The sequence below is a fragment of the Pseudomonas sp. GM74 genome, from assembly GCF_000282455.1.
Taxonomy (GTDB): domain Bacteria; phylum Pseudomonadota; class Gammaproteobacteria; order Pseudomonadales; family Pseudomonadaceae; genus Aquipseudomonas.
In genome coordinates, this window is sequence record NZ_AKJG01000014.1 from 1 (window position 1) to 19,175 (window position 19,175).

The window sequence follows — 19,175 nt, forward strand, 5'->3', positions numbered from 1 at the left end:
CCGAGGCGGTGCCATTGCTGTCGCCCACGGCTTGCGGCACGTCGTCGATGATGCTGATATCCAGCGTACCGGTAGCGCTGTCGCCATTGCTGTCGATGGCCACCACGGTGAATTGTTCGTCGAGACTATTGGCCCCGCCGCCGCTTGCGTGGGTTTCGGAACGGTTGAGGGTGTAGCTGTAACTGACCACGCCCGTAATCGGGTTGTAATCGGTGAAGGTCAAGGTACTGCCCAGAGGAGTGGTGATCGACTGCGCAATACCTGTCGCCACCCCGCCGCTGATCACGTTGATTGCGCCGATGGTGAGGCTGGTCAATCCGTCGGGCGCATTGATGGTGAAGGTGCCGCTTCGCGTCAGCGATCCTTCGCTCCTCGCCGAACCCTCGGCCAGGTTGGCTTCGTTGACGGTCCGCTCGCCGTTCTGCTCTGACAGGCCGACGAAGGTGACCGGATTGTTCGGCACCTGCGCAACCACCGGCGGCACCACAGGGGCTTCGTCCGCAACAGCGTTGTCCGGATTAACATTCAGGCGTTCTTCGGGAAGTTCGGGGATGCCATTGAATCCGGCAGTGGGGAAGCCGATGACCGGATCGACTCGTCCGCCCACTTCTTCGAGCATGACGAAACTATGGCCACTGCCCGCGATGCCACCCGGTACACCGGCAGTCGTGGTAGGCCCGGCAGCAGTGGCTTCAGCGGTTTGGGTCGGGTCGTCGCCCGCCGCAATGGCTTTTTGCAGCTGTTCGACATCGGTCAGTTGCGCTTCGCTCGGCGTCAGCGCTTCAGACGAGTTCACATGGGGAATCTGATTGGCGAGCAACTGCGGCGTCATCTGCATGCTGCTGTCGCGCCCGAGGGTCAGTTCCTGGCCATTTTGCAGATGCACCGCCACCGCGCCTTCGGCGCCGGTGTTCAGTTGGTCGCCGGCGAACAGCCGGTCCCCCTCGACCAAAGCACGCCGGGTGCCGTCGCTCGCAACCGCGAACACCTGACCGATGACCTTACTGACGATTCCGATGAGCGTTGCCATGTGCACTTCCTCCGCCGCCAACCGCTGTCGGCACCTTGATTGTGCGAAGAACGTGCGCATGGCTCGAGCGGGTTGCCTGGCGGATCGTGTTCCGGGTGCCGGCTTACTTGAGTAAGCCGTGGACCCGGCAATGATCTCGCCCAGCCAGTCGCTCACGGCGCTGTTTACGATTTCGGGAAAATTCCTCTGCAATCAATGGCATCGGATCCCTGTTCGCAACAACCTTGCCTGTGAGCGATGCGTAACGATCTCGAAGCACTCAAGTGACAAAAAACCGTCGCCATCAGATCGCTCGCATCCCTCCCCTCCAGCACTTCTCCGCCCTATTTCGATAAGTGGATTGGAACTTTCCTCAAACCCCGATGAGCGCCCTAGAGCCCATAAAACAAGGGCTTTCTAATTGAACAATGTGCTGGATTTTGTAGAGCGCATAAGTTTTTTTTGGCATACCCGCTATGAAAAAAATTTCTTAGCTACGCTCCAGAATGTTCTTAGCTCTTTTGTTAAAGATGTGAAACAACTTTACCTACAAATGTCGTCAAAAAATTGGCGACCGATAAGCACCATCAGGAATCAGGGAGATGCACCATGCGCCTATTAACCCCCCTCTGCAGCGCGGTTCTTTTGGCCATGGCCTGCTCGTACCAGGCCCAGGCCATGACGCTGACCGAGGCAATCCAGAGCACCATCGCGACGCACCCGGAGCTGGCATCACGGGTGGACAGCCGTCTGTCGGCTGACGAGGACGTGAAGGTCGCCAAAGGGGGCTTTTATCCATCGGTTGATCTGAACGCTGCCTACGGACGCGGGTACAGCGACAACACCAATACCCGGGCGCTCACCCCCGGCGGGCACAACACCGAAACCTTGAACTACACCCAGTCGGAATTGCGCCTGCGGCAAATGCTCTTCGACGGGTTCAACACTTCCAATGAAGTCCAGCGCACCAAAGGCGTGGTCAACTCGCGAGCCTATTACGCTCAGGGTACGGCTCAGGATCTGGCCCTGCGCACCACCGAGGTTTACCTGGATGTCCTCAAGCGCCGCGAACTGGTGACACTGGCCAAGAACAACCTGCAAGCGCACTTGCGGGTCAACGACCAGATCGGCCTGCGCACCCAGCGCGGCGTGGGCAGCAACGCCGATGCCGACCAGTCCAGCGCTCGCCGGGCACTGGCGGAAAACAACCTCGACACCGCCGAAGTCGATCTGGCCGATGCCGAGTCGAACTTCTACGCCGTCGTGGGGCGCATGCCCGATGAACTCGAAACCCCGCCGTCGATTCGCGGCGAAGTCCCCCCCACCCTGCCCGAAGCCCAGCAGAGCATGGTGGAAAACAACCCTTACCTGAAATCCGCCCAGGCCGACGTGCAATCGGCCGAAAGCCAGTACGAAGTCGCCAAGTCGCCGTTCTACCCGCGCCTCGACGCCGAGGCAGCAGTGGGCGCGAACAACAACGTGCAGGGTGACGAAGGCCACGACAACGAATGGCGGGTCGGCGTGGTGATGAACTACAACCTGTTCCGCGGCGGCAGCGACAAGGCGCGCCTTGCCTCCGACTCGCACAAGATCAACCAGGCCATGGACATCCGTAACAATGCCCTGCGCCAGCTCAACGAGAACATTCACCTGGCCTGGAACGCCATGGTCAATGCCAAGAAACAAACCCCGACCGCCCGTGAATACGCCGAAACCAGCAAGCGCGTGCGCATTGCCTACCAGGATCAGTTCGGCCTCGGTCAACGGACCCTGCTGGACCTGTTGGACAGTGAAAACGAACTCTACAGCGCCAACCGCCGCTACACCGAAGTGCGCTACACCGAAGAGTTCTCGATGTACCGTGTCCTGGCGAACATGGGCCAGTTGTTGAGCAAACAAAGGGTTGTACTGCCCGCCGACGCGATCGCCCAGACCGAAGTGAAAAACGAAGCTCGTCTGCCTGAAATGAAGTAGTGCCCGGGAGGGTTCAATGACCAGCATGGAACCCGGCAACACCGGTGTCGACCCGCGCTTGAGCTTCGATGACCCACTTCTGGACGGTCTGTTGATCCTCTGTAAACTCCACGGCGCGACGGTCAGCCGCGCCAGCCTCAGTGCCGGGCTGCCCATGGCACACCAACGCCTGAGCCTGGACCTGCTGCCCCGTGCAGCGGCCCGGGCCGGTTTGCAGGCACGTTTGCTGCGCCGTGACCTCAAGGACATCTCCGCGCTCAACCTGCCCGTGCTGCTATTGCTCAACAACGGCCGCACGGCCGTCCTGCGCCGTTATGGCGAGGACGGCAAGGTGCTGATCCTGCCCAGCGAAGCCGACGGCGGCGAACAATGGCTCAGCCCCGAGGAGCTGGCCGAACACTACAGTGGCCAGGCGTTGTTTGCCCGGCCACGCCACGAACTCGAAGACTTGCGCTCGCCGCTGCTGCCTCGGGTCCATGCCTGGTTCCGCGATACGCTGAAGCTGTCGAAATGGCTCTACAGCGATGCGATCCTGGCGAGTTTCCTGATCAACCTGCTGGGACTGATGGTGCCGTTGTTCGTGATGCAAACCTATGATCGCGTGGTGCCGAACCAGGCCACTTCGACCTTGTGGGTGCTGGCGATCGGTCTGCTGATCGGCACTGCGTTCGAACTGGTGCTGCGGGTCGTGCGTGCGCACTTGCTCGATACCGCCGGCAAGAAAACCGATGTGATCCTGTCGGCCACCCTGTTCGAGCGCATCACCGGCATGGCGATGAAAGCGCGGCCGGCGACCATCGGTGGTTTCGCCCAAAGCATTCATGACTTCCAGGGCCTGCGGGAATTTCTCACCGCCGTAACCCTCACCAGCCTGATCGACCTGCCCTTCTGCCTGCTGATGCTGCTGGTGATCGGCCTGCTCGGTGGCTGGCTGGTGGTGATCCCGATACTGGCGTTTCCCGTCACCATCATCTTCGCCATGGTGATCCAGGTACGGCTGCGCGATACCGTGCAGAAAAGCCTCAGCCTGGGCGCCGAACGCCAGGCACTGCTGATCGAAACCCTAAGCGGCCTGGAAACCCTCAAGGCCTGCAGCGCCGAAAGCGAACGTCAGCACAAATGGGAAAGCACCCATGGCGCCCTCACCCGCCTCGACAGCCACGCGCGCAACCTCTCGGCCCTGGCCACCAACGGTACGCTGTTCATCCAGCAACTGTCCGGCATGGCAACCATCGTCGCCGGGGTCTACAGCATCATCGCCGGCAACCTCAGCGTCGGTGCACTGGTAGCCAGCTACATGCTCGGCAGTCGGGTACTGGCGCCACTGGGGCAGATCGCCGGCCTGATCACCCGCTACCAGCAAGCGCAACTGACCATGAAAAGCACCGACGCGCTGATGGGCCTGCCCCAGGAGCGCGACGCCAGGCAACGGCCGCTTGAGCGCACCCAACTGCAAGGCGCACTGGATGTTGTCGGCGTGACCTTCCGCTACAACGGCCAGAGTTCTCCCGCCCTGGCCAATATCAGCTTCAGTGTGAAACCCGGCGAGCGCGTCGGCATCATCGGCCGCAGCGGCTCAGGCAAAAGCACTCTGGCGCGACTGGTGATGGGCTTCTACGAACCGGATGAAGGCCAGTTGCTGCTCGATGGCCTGGACCTGCGGCAACTGGACGTCGCCGACCTGCGCCATCAAATCGGTTACGTCGCCCACGACCTGCCGCTTCTGGCCGGCAGCCTGCGCGACAACCTGACCCTCGGCGCGCGCTACATCAGTGACTCACGCATGCTCGAAGTGGCGCAAATGACCGGCGTTACCGAACTGGCCCGGCAACACCCGCAAGGCTTCGACCGGCCCGTGGGCGAACGCGGGCAACTGTTGTCCGGCGGCCAGCGCCAGGCCGTTTTGATGGCCCGGGCGATGTTGCTCGACCCGCCCATCATGTTGCTCGACGAACCCACCAGCGCCATGGACAACAGCAGCGAAGACGTCCTGCGGCAAAAACTTCACGGCTGGGTCCAGGGCAAAACCATCCTGCTGGTGACCCACCGCACCTCGATGCTGAGCCTGGTGGACCGGTTGGTGGTACTGGACAACGGACGGATCGTCGCCGACGGTCCGAAGGAAGCGGTTATCGATGCTCTGCGCAAGGGCCGTGTCGGCTCTGCGGCCGTCTAGGAGTAGCCCATGTCTGCCGATCAAGGATCCCGTGGCTACTTCGACAGTTTCAACAAAAGTGCCGAGACCGAGTTCATGCCGGAAACCGCCGGCGCCTCGTTGCAGGACTCACCGCGCTGGTCGCGAATCACCGTGTGGCTGGCCGCCGCGCTGCTGGTCAGCGCAGTGGTCTGGGCCAAATTCGCCGTGTTGCAGGAAGTGACCATGGGCGAAGGCAAGGCGATTCCGTCGAGCAAGGTCCAGGTGATCCAGAACCTGGAGGGCGGCATCGTCACTGAAATTTTCGTCCGTGAAGGGCAAATGGTGAACAAGGGCGACACCTTGCTGCGCCTGGACGACACCCGCTACCTGTCGAACAAAGGCGAAAGCGAAGCTGATCGTTACGCCTTGACCGCACAGGTCGAACGGCTTTCGGCCGAGGCTGAGGGGCGGCCGTTCAAGCTGTCAGAGGAAGTGATCGCCAAGGCTCCGCAAGTGGCCGAAGACGAGCGCTCGCTGTACGAGCAACGGCAACGCCGACTGGCCAGCGAGCAACGCACCCTGAGCGAGCAACTTCGGCAAAAAACCCAGGAGCTTGCCGAATTTCGCTCGAAACAGGGGCAGTTCAGTGCAAGCCTGGCGCTGCTGCAACAAGAGATGAACATGTCCACGCCGCTGGTGAGCACGGGGGCGGTCTCACCGGTGGAAATCCTGCGGCTCAAACGCAGCGCCGTGGAGATTCGCGGCTCATTGAACGCCACCACCCTGGCGATCCCCCGGGCCGAATCGGCCATCGACGAGATCAAAAGCAAGATCGACGAATCGGAGCAAACCTTCCGCTCGGAAGCCGCCAAAGAGCTGAACGAGAAACGCACCGACCTGTCGAAAATCACGGCATCGAGCATCGCCATCGACGACCGTGTCACCCGCACCACTGTAGTCTCGCCGGTGCACGGCATCATCAAGGTGTTGAAGGTCAATACCATCGGCGGCGTGGTCCAGCCCGGCAACGACATGGTGGAAATCGTGCCATTGGAAGACAACCTGCTGATCGAAGCCAAGGTGCGGCCACAGGACGTTGCATTCCTGCATCCGGGCCAGAAAGCCATGGTCAAGTTCAGTGCCTACGACTACACCATTTACGGTGGCCTGAGCGCCAGACTGGAATTGATCGGCGCCGACACCATCACCGACGACAAGGGCAACAGCTTCTACCTGATTCAGGTGCGAACCGACAAAAACCATCTGGGCGGGGATGTGAAACCACTGCTGATCATCCCGGGGATGGTGGCGACGGTGGACATTATTACCGGGGAGAAAACGGTGCTCGATTACTTGCTTAAACCGGTGCTCAAGGCGCGGACCGAGGCGATGCGGGAAAGGTAGGCAGTCTCCAAATTCTGCTGTGACTGATCTGCCGCTTTCGCGGGCAAGCCCGCTCCCACAGGTTCATTGGCGTTCGCAAACTTTATGTACAACACGAACACTGTGGGAGCGGGCTTGCCCGCGAAGAGGCCGGCACATGCACCAATCACCTGTCGGCATGATTACGCTGATAAACCTCCTCCCCCATCGCCGCAATCTGCCCCTCGATCAATGCCTCGAACGGCTTCAGCAACGGCTCAAACGTCGCTGGCGCTTCGAGGGTTTCCAGCGCCTGCACAATCGCCTCCACCGTCGACAGCGCCCCGGGGCCCGGTGCCTTGCGCAGCCGATAACGGGACACACCACCTTCGGCCAGCGTCACCCTCGGCAACGCCGCCAGCAGCGGATTGAGGTGCAGCATCTTGCGCGCCTTGCGCCAGGTGCCGTCGGGGACCACCAGCAGCAAGGGTTCGTCTGTCGCGGCACAAGCCTGAATCGGTTGGGCATCTTCGCCGGGAAACAGCAACCGCGCCCGATACCCCGGCTGATTCAACAGCGTCGGCAAATCCTCGAACACTTCCCCCACAATCAACTCGGCATTCTTCAACCCAAGCGCCGCCAACCGCGCCGTATTCAACGCATGGTTCACTTCACTCGGATGCTGCAACAGCAACACCCGGGTGCGGCTGTCGAGGCTCGGGATCAACGGGCACAGGCAGTGGCTTTGCGGGCGCAGGCAGCGCGGACATTGAACTCTGGACATCGTCTTTACGCCTGATTCAGTTGTGCTTTGAGCAGATCACGGAAGGTCTGGATCAGCGGCTCGCGGCTACGGCCCCGGCGCACGATCATCGAGAACGGTGCCTGGTAACCGAAGGTCGCCGGCAGCAACACCCGCAAGTCCCCCTTGTCGGCCCAGGCCTGGGCGTAGTGCTCCGGCAGGTAGCCGATGTAGGCGCCGGACAGCACCAGAATCAACTGGGCCTCCATACTTTCTACCGTTGCGGCGCTGTGCTTGAAACCGTGGCGCGCCAGTTCGGCCTGGCTCCAGTAGCCACGTCCGACCATGCGCTGTTGGGTAATGACTTGCTCGGGGATGCGCCGCTCGTTGAACAGCGGATGCCGCGTGCTGCAATACAACCAGTGTTGTTCACGGTACAGCGGCATGTACACCAGGCCGCTCATGCGCGTGGAAAACGCGCCGATGGCCAGGTCGAGGCGGTTGTCCTGCACGCCGAGTTGCAATTCGTAAGGGCTCATCACCGACAGGTGCAAGTGCACGGCCGGGTGCTCCTGGCTGTAGGCGCCGATGGCCTCGGCGAACGGCAGGGCCTTGTCGCTGACGGTGGAGTCGATCACCCCCAGGTTCAAGGTACCGCGCAACTCGCCCTTGAGGGCGGCGGCGTACTGCTCGAAGCCTTCGAGTTCGCCCAACAGACGCAGGGTTTCCTGATGGAACAACTCGCCCTTGCTGGTCAGGCTGAAACCGCCGCGGCCGCGATGACACAGCACCAGGCCAAGGGCTGCTTCGAGCTGGCTCATGTAGGTGCTGATGGCCGACGTCGAGAGGTTGAGTTCCTGCTGGGCGTTGGCGAACCCCTGATGGCGCACCACGCTGACGAAGATGCGCAAAAGTTTCAGGTCGGGTAAAGCGTTGGCCATGAGGGCTCCAGCAGCAACACAAAAATCAGGTGGACGATAACGCTCTGTAGCAGCTGGCGAAGCCTGCGTCCGGCGGCGAAGCCGTCGTGAAATCAGGCGACGCGCTGTTTCAGGAAAACCTCGCGTTCAGGTTTTGACGACGGCTCCGCCGCCGAACGCTGCCTCGCGGTGCTCGACAGCTGCTACAGAGAACACGGCAAGTCTATCGCCGTCCTCGCCATTAGTTTAGAAAAATCTGAACTAAGTATTTGCCCGTAGCGATTCTTCCCGCCCACTACATTTCGCAGAATCGCCCCACAACGGTGCCCGTACCTTCCGTGAACGGCGCAACCGACATAAATAAAACAACGACGATGAGGCCCTACCCGTGGACAAGATTCTTCACCAGCCACTGGGCGGCAACGAAATGCCGCGCTTCGGCGGCATCGCCACCATGATGCGACTCCCCCATTTGAATACTGCTGCCGGCCTGGACGCCGCCTTCGTAGGCGTGCCGCTGGACATCGGTACCTCCCTGCGCCCTGGCACCCGTTTCGGGCCTCGTGATATCCGTACCGAATCGGTGATGATCCGTCCTTACAACATGGCCACCGGTGCTGCGCCGTTCGACTCGCTGTCGGTTGCCGACATCGGCGACGTGGCGATCAACACCTTCAACCTGCTGGACGCCGTACGCATCATCGAAGAAGCCTACGACGACATCCTCGAACACAACGTGATCCCCCTGACCCTGGGCGGCGACCACACCATCACCCTGCCGATCCTGCGTGCCATCCATAAAAAGCACGGCAAGGTCGGCCTGGTGCACATCGACGCTCACGCCGATGTGAACGATCACATGTTCGGCGAGAAGATCGCCCACGGCACCACCTTCCGTCGCGCTGTCGAAGAAGGCCTGCTGGATCCGGACCGCGTAGTGCAGATCGGCCTGCGCGCCCAGGGCTACACCGCTGACGACTTCAACTGGAGCCGCAACCAGGGCTTCCGCGTGGTTCAGGCCGAAGAGTGCTGGCACAAATCGCTGGAGCCTTTGATGGCTGAAGTTCGCGAGAAAGTCGGTGGCGGCCCGGTGTACCTGAGCTTTGACATCGACGGCATCGATCCTGCCTGGGCACCTGGCACCGGTACCCCGGAAATCGGCGGTCTGACGACCATTCAGGCGATCGAGATCGTTCGTGGCTGCCAAGGCCTCGACCTGGTCGGTTGCGATCTGGTAGAAGTCTCCCCCGCTTACGACACCACCGGCAACACCTCGCTGTTGGCCGCCAACCTGCTGTACGAAATGCTCTGCGTACTGCCTGGCGTAGTCCACCGCTGAGGATTGGTCATGAATGAACGTGATCAGGTGCTCAAAACCGCCGCCGATCTGGTGTCCGCTTTTGCCCGCAACGATCGCGAAGCCTACTTCGGCGCATTCAGCGCGGACGCCAGCTTCGTCTTCTACACCCTCGAACAACCCCTGCTGTCGCGCGACGCCTATCAGGCGATGTGGGACGGCTGGCGCGCCGAGGATGGCTTCGAGGTGCTCTCGTGCACCTCAAGCAACGCTTTCGTCAGCCTGCAGGGTGACGTGGCGATTTTCATCCATGACGTAGCCACCGAGTTGCGCATGCAAGGGGAGCAACACTTCAGCCAGGAGCGCGAGACGATTGTTTTCAAGAAACAAGCGTCTGGCCAAGAACAACAAGGCCTATGGCTGGCCTGCCACGAACATTTGTCCGCGATGCCGGAAGGGCTGCCACCCCCTTAGCCAACACAGGTGACGCTCACGCACGATGAGCGCGCCTTTATGATCGGAGCTGATCATGAATAACAACAACAACAACAACGACCAAAGCCTTACGCATATTGAAACCCACGGGGTCGAACAGATCCCGGACAACGAACGCACCGCAGGCCCGACGGACTTGTTCCGGATGATCTTCGGTGGTTCCAACACCTTTGCAACCGCCGTCCTCGGCAGCTTCCCGGTACTGTTCGGCCTGTCTTTCCAGGCGGGCGTCTGGGCGATTGTGCTGGGCGTGTTGCTCGGTTCGCTGATCCTCGCGCCAATGGGCCTGTTCGGCCCGATCAACGGCACCAACAACGCCGTCTCTTCCGGTGCGCACTTCGGCGTGCACGGGCGGATCGTCGGTTCGTTCCTGTCGCTGTTGACCGCCATCGCCTTCTTCTCGCTCTCGGTGTGGAGTTCGGGTGATGCGCTGATCGGTGGCGCCAAACGCCTGATCGGCCTGCCGGAAACCGACCTGACCCTGGGCCTGGCCTACGGTCTGTTCGCGATCCTGGTACTGACCGTGTGCATCTATGGCTTTCGCTTCCTGCTGTGGGTCAACAAGATCGCGGTGTGGAGTGCCAGCCTGCTGTTCCTGCTGGGCATCTTCGCCTTCGCCGGTCCCTTCGATGCGAACTACGCCGGCACCGTCAACATAGGGCAACCCGGTTTCTGGGCCGCGTTCATCGGTGCTGCGCTGGTGGCCATGAGCAACCCGATTTCCTTCGGTGCGTTCCTCGGCGACTGGTCGCGCTACATTCCCCGTGACACCTCCAAGCGCCGCATCATGGCGGCGGTGGTGATTTCGCAGATCGCAACGTTCATCCCGTTCCTGTTCGGCCTCGTCACTGCGACCATCGTAGCGGTCAAGGCTCCGGACTACATCGCGGCCAACAACTACGTTGGTGGTCTGCTGGCGGTATCGCCGAGCTGGTTCTTCCTGCCGGTGTGCCTGATCGCGGTCATCGGCGGCATGTCCACCGGCACCACCTCGCTCTACGGCACCGGGCTGGACATGTCCAGCGTGTTCCCTCGGGTGCTGTCGCGGGTCAAGGCCACCTTGCTGATCGGTGTGATGTCGATTGCCTTCATCTTCATCGGGCGCTTTGCGGCCAATCTGGTGCAGAGCGTGTCGACCTTCGCCGTGCTGATCATCACCTGCACCACCCCGTGGATGGTGATCATGATCATCGGCCTGCTGGTGCGTCGCGGCTTCTACTGCCCGGATGACCTGCAAGTGTTCACCCGCGGCGAAAAAGGTGGCCGCTACTGGTTCACCCACGGCTGGAACTGGCGTGGCCTGGGCGCCTGGATCCCGAGCGCGGCCGTCGGCCTGTGTTTCGTGAACCTGCCGGGTCAGTTTGTCGGGCCGCTGGGCGAAATGGCCGGTGGTATCGACATCAGCCTGCCGGTGACCCTGGGCCTGGCCTCGCTGGTGTACCTGGCGCTGCTGGGCCTGTTCCCGGAGTCGAGCGCAGTGTTCGGTCCGAACGACCCTCGCAGCAAGAGCACGGATTCGCTCGCTAAACCGGCGATGCGTCAAGTCGCCTGAGCAAACGCATTAAACGCACTACCTGTGGGAGCGGGCTTGCCCGCGAAGACGGCAGCACATCCAACATAGATGTGACTGACAGACCGCTTTCGTCGGAGCGCCGCCCGGAGCAAGCCCGCTCCCACAGGGATTGATTTTCAGCCTCACATAAAAAAGACAATCGGAGACACGCCATAATGGCTTTGGATTTATTCGTCGTACTCATCTACGCCGCCGCGATGCTGATACTCGGCTACTACGGCATGCGCAAGGCCAAGACCAACGAAGACTTTTTGGTCGCCGGTCGTAACCTCGGCCCAAGCCTGTACATGGGCACCATGGCTGCCACCGTCCTGGGCGGCGCGTCCACCGTGGGCACCGTGCGTCTGGGCTACGTGCATGGCATCTCCGGCTTCTGGCTGTGTGCGGCCCTGGGTTGCGGGATCGTGGCGCTGAACCTGTTCCTCGCCAAACCGCTGCTGAAACTGAAGATCTACACCGTTACCCAGGTCCTGGAAAAACGCTACAACCCGATGGCCCGCTCGGCGAGCGCGGTGATCATGCTGGCCTACGCGCTGATGATCGGCGTGACCTCGATCCTGGCAATCGGCACCGTGCTGCAAGTGCTGTTCGGCCTGCCGTTCTGGATCTCGGTACTGCTCGGCGGCGGCGTCGTGGTGATCTACTCGGCCATTGGCGGCATGTGGTCCCTGACCCTGACCGACATCGTCCAGTTCGTGATCAAGACTGTCGGCCTGATGTTCATCCTGTTGCCAATCTGCCTGTACCGCGTCGGCGGTTGGGATGAGTTGGTGTTGAAACTGCCGGCGGCGAGCTTCAGCTTCACCACCATCGGCTGGGACACCATCATCACCTACTTCATGATCTACTTCTTCGGCATCCTGATCGGTCAGGACATCTGGCAACGGGTGTTCACCGTCAAGACCGCCAAAGTGGCTCAGGTTGCCGGTACCGCGGCCGGTATCTACTGCATCCTCTACGGCCTGGCCTGCGCCCTGATCGGCATGGCTGCACACGTACTGATCCCGGATCTGGACAACGTCAACAACGCCTTCGCCGCCATCGTCAAACTGTCCCTGCCGGACGGTATCCGTGGCCTGGTGATCGCTGCCGCACTGGCCGCCATGATGTCCACCGCCAGCGCCGGCCTGCTGGCCGCTGCCACCACCCTGACCGAAGACCTGCTACCGAAACTGCGTGGCGGTAAACAGTCGAGCCTGGCGATCAACCGCCTGTTCACTCTGTTGACCGGCATTGTGGTACTGGGCATCGCTCTGATCGTGAACGACGTGATCAGCGCCCTGACCCTGGCCTACAACCTGTTGGTAGGCGGCATGCTGATCCCGCTGATGGGCGCGATTTTCTGGAAACGCGCCACCACCGCCGGCGCTATCGCCAGCATGGGCATGGGCTTCGCCACCGCGCTGCTGTTCATGTTCAAGGACGGCCTGGACGCCAACACCCCGATCTACTACAGCCTCGGTGTAGGCCTGGTGAGTTTCGTGGTGGTGAGCTTGATGTCCCGCCGCCCGGCAGTGGTGGCCAGCGCCGCCTAAGCTGAAACATAACGACTCGATGCTTTCTTCGACGAGTGTGGCGTCGGTTGCCACACTCGTTTTTTTTCGCCTGAAGGAAACTGCACATGAAGATCGTCAGCCGCGATCAGTGGTTCGAAGTCAAACATTTGAGCGACGGCATCCGCCTGATTCACGAGCCGTACATCCGCCCCTTCTACCGCTGCAATCTCTGGCACATCCAGGGCCGCGACAAAGACCTGTTGCTGGACAGCGGCTCGGGCCTGGTCAGCCTGCGCGAGCAACTGCCGTGGATCACCGAACGGCCGCTGGTGGCCGTGGCCAGCCACTGCCATTTCGATCACATCGCCGGTCATCACGAGTTCGCTGAACGACTGGTGCACCCCGCCGAGGCGGACATTCTCGCCGCGCCCGATGGCGACAACGACCTGAGCAAAGCCTTCGTCGGCGACGACATGTTCGAGGCGCACCCCGATTGCCCGCTGTGCTACGCCGAATACAGGGTCAAGGCCGCACCGGCCACGGGGTTTATCGAGGATGGAGATGTACTGGACCTGGGCAATCGGGTGTTGCAAGTCGTGCACACACCGGGACACTCACCGGGCGGCATCTGCCTGTACGAAGCCGCCACCGAGACCTTGTTCAGCGGCGACATCATCTACGACGGCCCGCTGATCGAAGACGCCTACCATTCCAACCTCGATGACTACGCCCGCAGCCTGCAACGCTTGCACGCGCTATCGATCCGCACGGTGCATGGCGGGCATTTCGGCAGTTTTTCCGGGGAGCATTTACGCAGCATGATCGACCAATGGCAGCGCTCACACGGCTAAAGCCTGCTGTACTCAACGGCAGGAACTGCACCGGCAGGTAGAACTACACCCACCTCCTCGAAGAACGATCATGAAAGAAGCTGCCCTTCGTACTGTCGTACATCGCTACATCAGCCGCCTGCTGGAGGGCCGGGATGACTTCGACGACAACACCAGCCTGGCGCAGTTGGGATTGGATAAAAAAGACATCGAAGAGCTGATCTTCCATCTGGAAGATGAACTGGGTGTCACGGCGTTTACGGTGGAGGAAGACCGGATGCTCAAGACCGCCAGGACGGCGAATGATTTGAGCCGGTTCTTGCTGGAAATCGGGCGGTACTAAGGCGGGTGATCAAACGTACACGAAGCGGCAAGGGAGCTTGCTCCCTCGCCACTGGAAACCTTTCACCCGTCAGATATTATCTGCCATTACCGGCGTCGCTGCTGGCGCCGACGCTGTTCGTCATCAGTACGAACAGGCACGGGTTGCAGAGGCGGCTCGATCAAACCGAGAGCAACGCCCAGGTCATGCAGCCAGTTTTGGATTTTCTCTTTCATGGTGCCCCCTTCAGGGTAATGCCGAGCGGCCAAAGTTCTGTAGCCCCTTCGTACAGATAATAGTCCGAACTCCTACGCAATGCTCGCGCAAAGTCACAATGATCTGTTACTGAATCCATCACAATCAGCCTGTGTTCAGGCAATTTCCCGTGCCCGCACCTGTGCCGGCGGAAAAACCACCTGTTGCTGTTCGATCCAGGCATTCAGGTTGGCCCCGACCATGCCCTTGCGCCACATCAGCCAGGTGGTAGCGCTGGCGAACGGTTCGGCCAACGGATGCACCGCCACACTCTCACGGCCCGGCAGACTGGCGAGCATCGACTCCGACATCAGCGCCACACCGGAACCGGCAATCACGCATGCCAGCATCCCCGGATAGGACTCGATCTCCATCGCCCGGCCCATGGCCGCGTGGTCATGGGCGAACCAGGCTTCCAGGCGCATGCGGTAGGAACAGCCCTGGCGAAAGGTGAACACCGAACGACCTTGCACATCCAGCGCACTGCGCACGGGCGGATGGTCGGCCTCGCTGATCAGCACCAGGCGCTCGTCACACAAAGGCACCCCGTCGAGCCCGGCCAGTTCCAGGGGGCCATCCACCAGCGCCGCATCGAGCCGGCCGGTGAGCAGGCCTTCGAGCAGTTCACCGCTGGGCCCGGATTGCACTTGCAGGTTCACCGCCGGATACAACCGGTGGTAGTGCGCCAAAAGCCCCGGAAGGTGAATCGCCGCCGTGCTGTACATGGTGCCGAGCACGAAGTCGCCCGCCGGTTGCCCGCCCTGCACTGCCGCGCTGGCTTCGTCGCGCAAGGCAAACAGCCTGGCGGTGTAGTCCAGCAAGACTTTTCCCGCAGGCGACAACTGCAAACGCTGACGTTCGCGCAGGAACAGTTCGACACCCAGTTGCTCTTCCAGTTGTTTGAGCCGGGTCGACAGGTTCGACGGCACTCGATGCAGCCGTTCGGCGGCCCGGGTGATGGACCCTTCCTCCGCCACCGCCTGGAAGATGCGCAATTGGCTGAATTCCACGACATTCTCCATAAAAGAACAAGTTACTCACTATTATTCATTTTTAAAGAAAGTCAATCAGTCCTAGCCTGACGGTCATTGATCCTCCAGACGGAATCCAGACCATGTCTCCCCTGATCCGCTTATCCGCCAGTTTCGTTGCCCTGATGATGGCCATGGGCATCGGCCGTTTTGCCCTGACACCGCAACTGCCGCACCTGCTTTTCGAAGGTCAGATCGACCTGACGGCCGCCGGGCTGATTGCCGCCGCCAACTACCTCGGCTATTTCATCGGCGCGGTGGACGCCATGTTTTCCCGGCGTCCGGCGCAAGTGCACCGGCGCTTGCTCGGCGGATTGTGGCTCTGCGTGCTGCTGACCCTGGCGTCGTTCTGGGCCAATGGTTTCTGGTCGCATCTGCTGCTGCGCTTCGGCACCGGCGTGGCCAGCGCCTGGGTGCTGGTGATGATTACCGCCCTGAGCCAGCCACTCGCGGCAGCGGCCGGTCGCCCTCGGCTCGGTGCCCTGGTGTTCGCCGGACCGGGGTTGGGGATTTTTCTGACAGGCCTGTTGGCCCTTGGCTCGAATCTGCTGGGCCAGACGTCCGCCACCTTGTGGCTGGTGTACGCCGCCGCAGGGCTGGCGATGCTGCTGGGGATCCTGCCGTTCCTGCCACAACCGGGAGTCACCGCGACGGCTGCGCCCAGCGCCAGCGCCTCAGACAATCAAGGTATCGCTCGCCTGGGCTGGATCTATGCCTTGTACGGATTGGGCTACATCATTCCGGCGACCTTTTTGTCACAAATGGCCAATGCGCAATTCCATGGCCAATGGCAGGCCGACCTGTTCTGGCCATGCTTTGGTTTGGCGGCGGCAACCGGCGTGGTACTGGTGAGCCTGCGGCGGCAAAAACCCGGTGTCACGGGTCACTGGCTGATGGCGACGTTATGGCTGCAAGCCGCTGGCGTGTTCGCCTGCCTGCTGGGCAACGGGCCCGGCCTGGCGCTGGGTGTGATCCTGTGCGGCACGCCGTTCCTGGCCTGCATGCAACTGGTGATGCAACGTTCCCGGGAACTGGCGCCCCATGCCACCCAGCGTAATGCCGGCCTGCTGACAGCCTGCTTTGCCGTGGGTCAGCTCAGCGGGCCATTGCTGGCGGCGCTGAGCAGTCATTTCAGTGGCGGTTTGCAACCGGCGCTGGTGGTCGCCGGCTGCGGCTTGCTGATCGCCGGCGGTCTGTCGCTCGTCAGTGCTGCCCGAGGGCTTTGCGCAAACGACGGCGCAACCACTGCTCGGCACTGACAAAAGTGATGCCCGCCAATACCAGCACGGCACCGATGACGAAGTTCAGGCTCAGCTCCTCACCGAGCAGTACCACACCGAAGGTGACGCCGAACAACGGCGTCATGAACGAAAACACTGCGAGGTTGGCCGCCAGGTAACGGCGCAGCAGCCAGAACCAGATCAGGTAACTGAAGAACGACACGACCACGCCCTGAAACAACACACTGGCTACCGCCACATGGGTCAGGCTGACATGGGTGATCTGGCCGCTGAGCAGCGCAATCAACAACAAGCCGAAGAAGCCGACAATCAACTGATAAAACAGCGTCAGGGTCACCGGCGCTTCCGACAGGCGCGAGGCGCGCACCACCACCGTGGTCGCGCCCCAGGCGGCACCTGCCAGCACACCCAAGGCATCGCCCATCAACATGCGGTAATCAAGGTTGTCCCAGGACACCCCGCCGGCAAACGCAATGGCAATCCCGATAAAGGCCAGGACAATCCCCAGCCATTGCAGCGGCCGTAATCGCTCACTGGGCAGCAGCCAGTGCACCCCCAACGCGGTGAAAATCGGCGCGGTGTAGAGGAACACCGACATGTGCGCCGCCGTGGTCAATTGCAGGCCTTCGGAAATGAAGAAGAACTCCAGGCCAAACAAGGCACCGGCCAACAGACCGCCGCGCCAGGTCGCACCCACCTGGTTCCAACCGCCCTTCCAGCAGATCAGCAGCCCGACCAGCAACGCCGACATACCGGAACGTCCAGCCGCCTGCATCACCGGCGCAATATCGGCCGCCGCCCACTTGATCATCACCTGCTGCACGCCCCAGACCAGGCACAACCCGACCATCACTTGCAGGGCAAACCCGTCGGCGCTGCGCCGAGTGGCGCTCACCGGAACACCTCGAAGACACAATCCATGGCAAAGACTCGACAGTAAAAGCAAAACCCCGGCCTTCTCGTTGAAAAGAAATTACCGGGGCGAAAAATCATGTTGTCGATTATTAACCAGAAGGCCAGAAAATGCCGCCTGCCAGAGACCTCGACTTCTCTGCTTGCGCCATCCTGGCCCTCTGTCTTGTCAGCGCATCAACTGAGCTCAATGCGATCGGCATGAATGACAATCTGGCCATTCTTGTACAACGCACCGATGGCCTTCTTGAAGTTGCCCTTGCTGACACCGAACAGGCTGCTGATCAATGCCGGATCGCTCTTGTCGCTGACCGCCAGGGTGCCGTTGTTTTCGCGCAACCTGGCGAGGATCTTCGAGTTCAGGCTGGTGGCCGCTTCCTGGCCGACCGGTTGCAGGCTCAGGCTGATCTTGCCGTCGGCGCGAACTTCCTTGATGAAGCCCTTTTCTTCTTTACCGGCGCGCATGAACTTGAAGATTTCGTTCTTGTGGATCAGGCCCCAATGCTTGTTGTTGATGATGGCCTTGAAGCCCATGTCCGTGGCTTCGGCCACCAGCAGATCCACTTCCTGGCCCGCCGTGTAGTTGGCCGGGGTCTTGTCCAGGTAGCGGTCCAGGCGCGCGGTGGCGGTGATGCGACGGGTGTGTTTGTCGAGATAGACGTGCACTACCACATACTCGCCCGCTGTCATCTGGCGCTTCTCTTCGGAGAACGGCAGCAACAGGTCTTTGGGCAACCCCCAGTCCAGGAATACGCCGATGCTGTTGACTTCAACAACTTTCAAACTGGCGAATTCACCGACTTGAACTTTAGGTTTTTCAGTAGTTGCGATGAGTTTGTCATCGCTGTCCAGATAAATAAAAACGTTGAGCCAGTCTTCATCTTCGGTAGGAATATCTTTTGGAATATAACGATTAGGCAGAAGGATTTCGCCATCCGCGCCACCGTCCAGATATAAACCGAAGTTAGTGTGTTTAACCACTTGCAAACTGTTGTAACGCCCGACTAAAGCCATGTCCAATACCCTCATTGCGTGGGCGGCATTCTACCCGGTTTTAAGCGCTGCGTTCGGCAGCCGGCCCGGTGGCACGAGAAAATCCTCTGAAACCCTTAATTTTCCCGGGTTTTCATCCCGCGCCTGGCCGCTCGTCAGGCCGCTCCGGGCATTTACGCCATGCCCAGGCAAGCGTCACGCGGTATTTTTTCAGGCAATGTTCTTAGTTAAAACAGCGGCTTAGGTGCATATTTCGAATATTGGCCGGTGACTAATTACCCCGCCCTCACCAATATGCCGAGGGGATATTTGCCAAGCAATTATCAGGTAATTCCTGTACGATGCCTGGCCAAGTTAATTTTCTACAGGTTAATGGCCGCCATGCGCGTAAAAGCATCCACCAGCAAAGCAAAGCCAGCTCCAGCCGTCGAAACCAGCGAATCGATCAATAGCCAGATCGCTGCGTTCCTCAAGTCCGGCGGTGAAATCCAGCAAATTGCCAAAGGCGTCAGCGGCCAGACGTTCGGCCCGTCCAAGCAGATCACTCTGGGCAAAAAGTAATCCCCTCGCGTCACCTGGTCCCAAA

Annotated in this window: 18 protein-coding genes; 11 read left to right on the forward strand and 7 right to left on the reverse strand. The window is 60.8% G+C overall.

Translation table 11 applies throughout. The features are described from left to right. The coding region (locus tag PMI34_RS23315; RefSeq protein ID WP_008046804.1) for a retention module-containing protein at positions 1 to 1,030 on the reverse strand (1,030 nt) is incomplete at its 3' end. Positions 1,031 to 1,618: 588 nt separating this feature from the next. Here PMI34_RS23315 and PMI34_RS23310 point away from each other — a divergent pair. Genes PMI34_RS23310 through PMI34_RS23300 form a run of 3 tightly spaced genes read left to right on the forward strand, consistent with a single transcriptional unit; the run spans position 1,619 to position 6,524 of the window. Further along, positions 1,619 to 2,983: a TolC family outer membrane protein gene (locus tag PMI34_RS23310; protein ID WP_008046807.1), complete on the forward strand. Its 1,365-nt coding sequence runs from the start codon at positions 1,619 to 1,621 to the stop codon at positions 2,981 to 2,983. A 16-nt stretch (positions 2,984 to 2,999) separates the two neighbouring features. Next, complete coding sequence (locus PMI34_RS23305) at positions 3,000 to 5,159, forward strand: type I secretion system permease/ATPase (protein WP_008046808.1); 2,160 nt, start codon at positions 3,000 to 3,002, stop codon at positions 5,157 to 5,159. Positions 5,160 to 5,168: 9 nt separating this feature from the next. Continuing rightward, positions 5,169 to 6,524: an HlyD family type I secretion periplasmic adaptor subunit gene (locus PMI34_RS23300; protein ID WP_008046810.1), complete on the forward strand. Its 1,356-nt coding sequence runs from the start codon at positions 5,169 to 5,171 to the stop codon at positions 6,522 to 6,524. A gap of 145 nt (positions 6,525 to 6,669) precedes the next feature. Here PMI34_RS23300 and PMI34_RS23295 read toward each other — a convergent pair whose 3' ends face one another. Both PMI34_RS23295 and PMI34_RS23290 read right to left on the reverse strand, forming a co-directional pair. Next, a complete protein-coding gene (locus PMI34_RS23295; RefSeq protein WP_008046813.1) occupies positions 6,670 to 7,266 on the reverse strand; it encodes a tRNA-uridine aminocarboxypropyltransferase in 597 nt (198 codons plus the stop codon). A 5-nt stretch (positions 7,267 to 7,271) separates the two neighbouring features. After that, entirely contained in the window at positions 7,272 to 8,165 is an 894-nt protein-coding gene (locus PMI34_RS23290) for a LysR family transcriptional regulator (RefSeq protein WP_007972518.1), read from the reverse strand. 367 nt (positions 8,166 to 8,532) lie between these two features. On the opposite strand from PMI34_RS23290, the gene speB reads away from it, so the two are divergent. The 6 genes from speB (at position 8,533) to PMI34_RS23260 (ending at position 14,178) form a co-directional block, all read left to right on the forward strand. Next, on the forward strand, positions 8,533 to 9,483 hold the full coding sequence (speB, locus tag PMI34_RS23285) for an agmatinase (protein WP_008018246.1): 951 nt from the start codon (positions 8,533 to 8,535) through the stop codon (positions 9,481 to 9,483). A 9-nt stretch (positions 9,484 to 9,492) separates the two neighbouring features. Continuing rightward, positions 9,493 to 9,915: a YybH family protein gene (locus PMI34_RS23280; RefSeq protein WP_008046816.1), complete on the forward strand. Its 423-nt coding sequence runs from the start codon at positions 9,493 to 9,495 to the stop codon at positions 9,913 to 9,915. A 55-nt stretch (positions 9,916 to 9,970) separates the two neighbouring features. Beyond that, positions 9,971 to 11,488 (forward strand): purine-cytosine permease family protein, encoded by a 1,518-nt coding sequence (locus tag PMI34_RS23275; RefSeq protein WP_008046819.1) that lies wholly within the window; start codon positions 9,971 to 9,973, stop codon positions 11,486 to 11,488. A 176-nt stretch (positions 11,489 to 11,664) separates the two neighbouring features. After that, positions 11,665 to 13,044, forward strand: coding sequence for a sodium:solute symporter (locus PMI34_RS23270; protein ID WP_008046821.1), 1,380 nt, complete (start codon positions 11,665 to 11,667; stop codon positions 13,042 to 13,044). 86 nt (positions 13,045 to 13,130) lie between these two features. Continuing rightward, positions 13,131 to 13,856, forward strand: coding sequence for an MBL fold metallo-hydrolase (locus PMI34_RS23265; protein ID WP_008046822.1), 726 nt, complete (start codon positions 13,131 to 13,133; stop codon positions 13,854 to 13,856). Between the two features lie 70 nt (positions 13,857 to 13,926). Further along, complete coding sequence (locus tag PMI34_RS23260; protein ID WP_008046823.1) at positions 13,927 to 14,178, forward strand: phosphopantetheine-binding protein; 252 nt, start codon at positions 13,927 to 13,929, stop codon at positions 14,176 to 14,178. Positions 14,179 to 14,264: 86 nt separating this feature from the next. On the opposite strand, the gene PMI34_RS29500 is transcribed toward PMI34_RS23260, so the two are convergent. Together PMI34_RS29500 and ptrR are read right to left on the reverse strand one after the other, a co-directional pair. Continuing rightward, the gene (locus tag PMI34_RS29500) at positions 14,265 to 14,393 is read right to left on the reverse strand and encodes a PA1414 family protein (RefSeq protein WP_007972508.1); all 129 of its coding nucleotides are present in this window, start codon (positions 14,391 to 14,393) and stop codon (positions 14,265 to 14,267) included. A gap of 135 nt (positions 14,394 to 14,528) precedes the next feature. Next, positions 14,529 to 15,422 (reverse strand): putrescine utilization regulator PtrR, encoded by an 894-nt coding sequence (gene ptrR, locus PMI34_RS23255; RefSeq protein ID WP_008046824.1) that lies wholly within the window; start codon positions 15,420 to 15,422, stop codon positions 14,529 to 14,531. A 104-nt stretch (positions 15,423 to 15,526) separates the two neighbouring features. On the opposite strand from ptrR, the gene PMI34_RS23250 reads away from it, so the two are divergent. Beyond that, positions 15,527 to 16,702, forward strand: a complete 1,176-nt coding sequence (locus tag PMI34_RS23250; protein ID WP_008046825.1) for an MFS transporter — start codon at positions 15,527 to 15,529, stop codon at positions 16,700 to 16,702. Here the strand turns inward: PMI34_RS23250 and PMI34_RS23245 are convergent. After that, on the reverse strand, positions 16,647 to 17,579 hold the full coding sequence (locus tag PMI34_RS23245; RefSeq protein WP_008046826.1) for a DMT family transporter: 933 nt from the start codon (positions 17,577 to 17,579) through the stop codon (positions 16,647 to 16,649). The two genes, PMI34_RS23250 and PMI34_RS23245, sit on opposite strands and share 56 nt — an antisense overlap. A 194-nt stretch (positions 17,580 to 17,773) precedes the next feature. Further along, the gene (locus tag PMI34_RS23240; RefSeq protein WP_007984894.1) at positions 17,774 to 18,610 is read right to left on the reverse strand and encodes a CvfB family protein; all 837 of its coding nucleotides are present in this window, start codon (positions 18,608 to 18,610) and stop codon (positions 17,774 to 17,776) included. A gap of 351 nt (positions 18,611 to 18,961) precedes the next feature. Here PMI34_RS23240 and PMI34_RS0127035 point away from each other — a divergent pair, with 351 nt between their 5' ends. Next, entirely contained in the window at positions 18,962 to 19,150 is a 189-nt protein-coding gene (locus PMI34_RS0127035) for a hypothetical protein (protein ID WP_015096330.1), read from the forward strand. Positions 19,151 to 19,175: the final 25 nt, after the last annotated feature.

Coding starts and splice junctions, on each gene's coding strand:
- PMI34_RS23310 (WP_008046807.1), top strand. CDS start 1,619: ATGCGCCTATTAACCCCCCTCTGCAGCGCGGTTCTTTTGGCCATGGCC.
- PMI34_RS23305 (WP_008046808.1), top strand. CDS start 3,000: ATGACCAGCATGGAACCCGGCAACACCGGTGTCGACCCGCGCTTGAGC.
- PMI34_RS23300 (WP_008046810.1), top strand. CDS start 5,169: ATGTCTGCCGATCAAGGATCCCGTGGCTACTTCGACAGTTTCAACAAA.
- PMI34_RS23295 (WP_008046813.1), bottom strand. CDS start 7,266: ATGTCCAGAGTTCAATGTCCGCGCTGCCTGCGCCCGCAAAGCCACTGC.
- PMI34_RS23290 (WP_007972518.1), bottom strand. CDS start 8,165: ATGGCCAACGCTTTACCCGACCTGAAACTTTTGCGCATCTTCGTCAGC.
- PMI34_RS23280 (WP_008046816.1), top strand. CDS start 9,493: ATGAATGAACGTGATCAGGTGCTCAAAACCGCCGCCGATCTGGTGTCC.
- PMI34_RS23275 (WP_008046819.1), top strand. CDS start 9,971: ATGAATAACAACAACAACAACAACGACCAAAGCCTTACGCATATTGAA.
- PMI34_RS23270 (WP_008046821.1), top strand. CDS start 11,665: ATGGCTTTGGATTTATTCGTCGTACTCATCTACGCCGCCGCGATGCTG.
- PMI34_RS23265 (WP_008046822.1), top strand. CDS start 13,131: ATGAAGATCGTCAGCCGCGATCAGTGGTTCGAAGTCAAACATTTGAGC.
- PMI34_RS23260 (WP_008046823.1), top strand. CDS start 13,927: ATGAAAGAAGCTGCCCTTCGTACTGTCGTACATCGCTACATCAGCCGC.
- PMI34_RS29500 (WP_007972508.1), bottom strand. CDS start 14,393: ATGAAAGAGAAAATCCAAAACTGGCTGCATGACCTGGGCGTTGCTCTC.
- PMI34_RS23250 (WP_008046825.1), top strand. CDS start 15,527: ATGTCTCCCCTGATCCGCTTATCCGCCAGTTTCGTTGCCCTGATGATG.
- PMI34_RS23240 (WP_007984894.1), bottom strand. CDS start 18,610: ATGGCTTTAGTCGGGCGTTACAACAGTTTGCAAGTGGTTAAACACACT.
- PMI34_RS0127035 (WP_015096330.1), top strand. CDS start 18,962: ATGGCCGCCATGCGCGTAAAAGCATCCACCAGCAAAGCAAAGCCAGCT.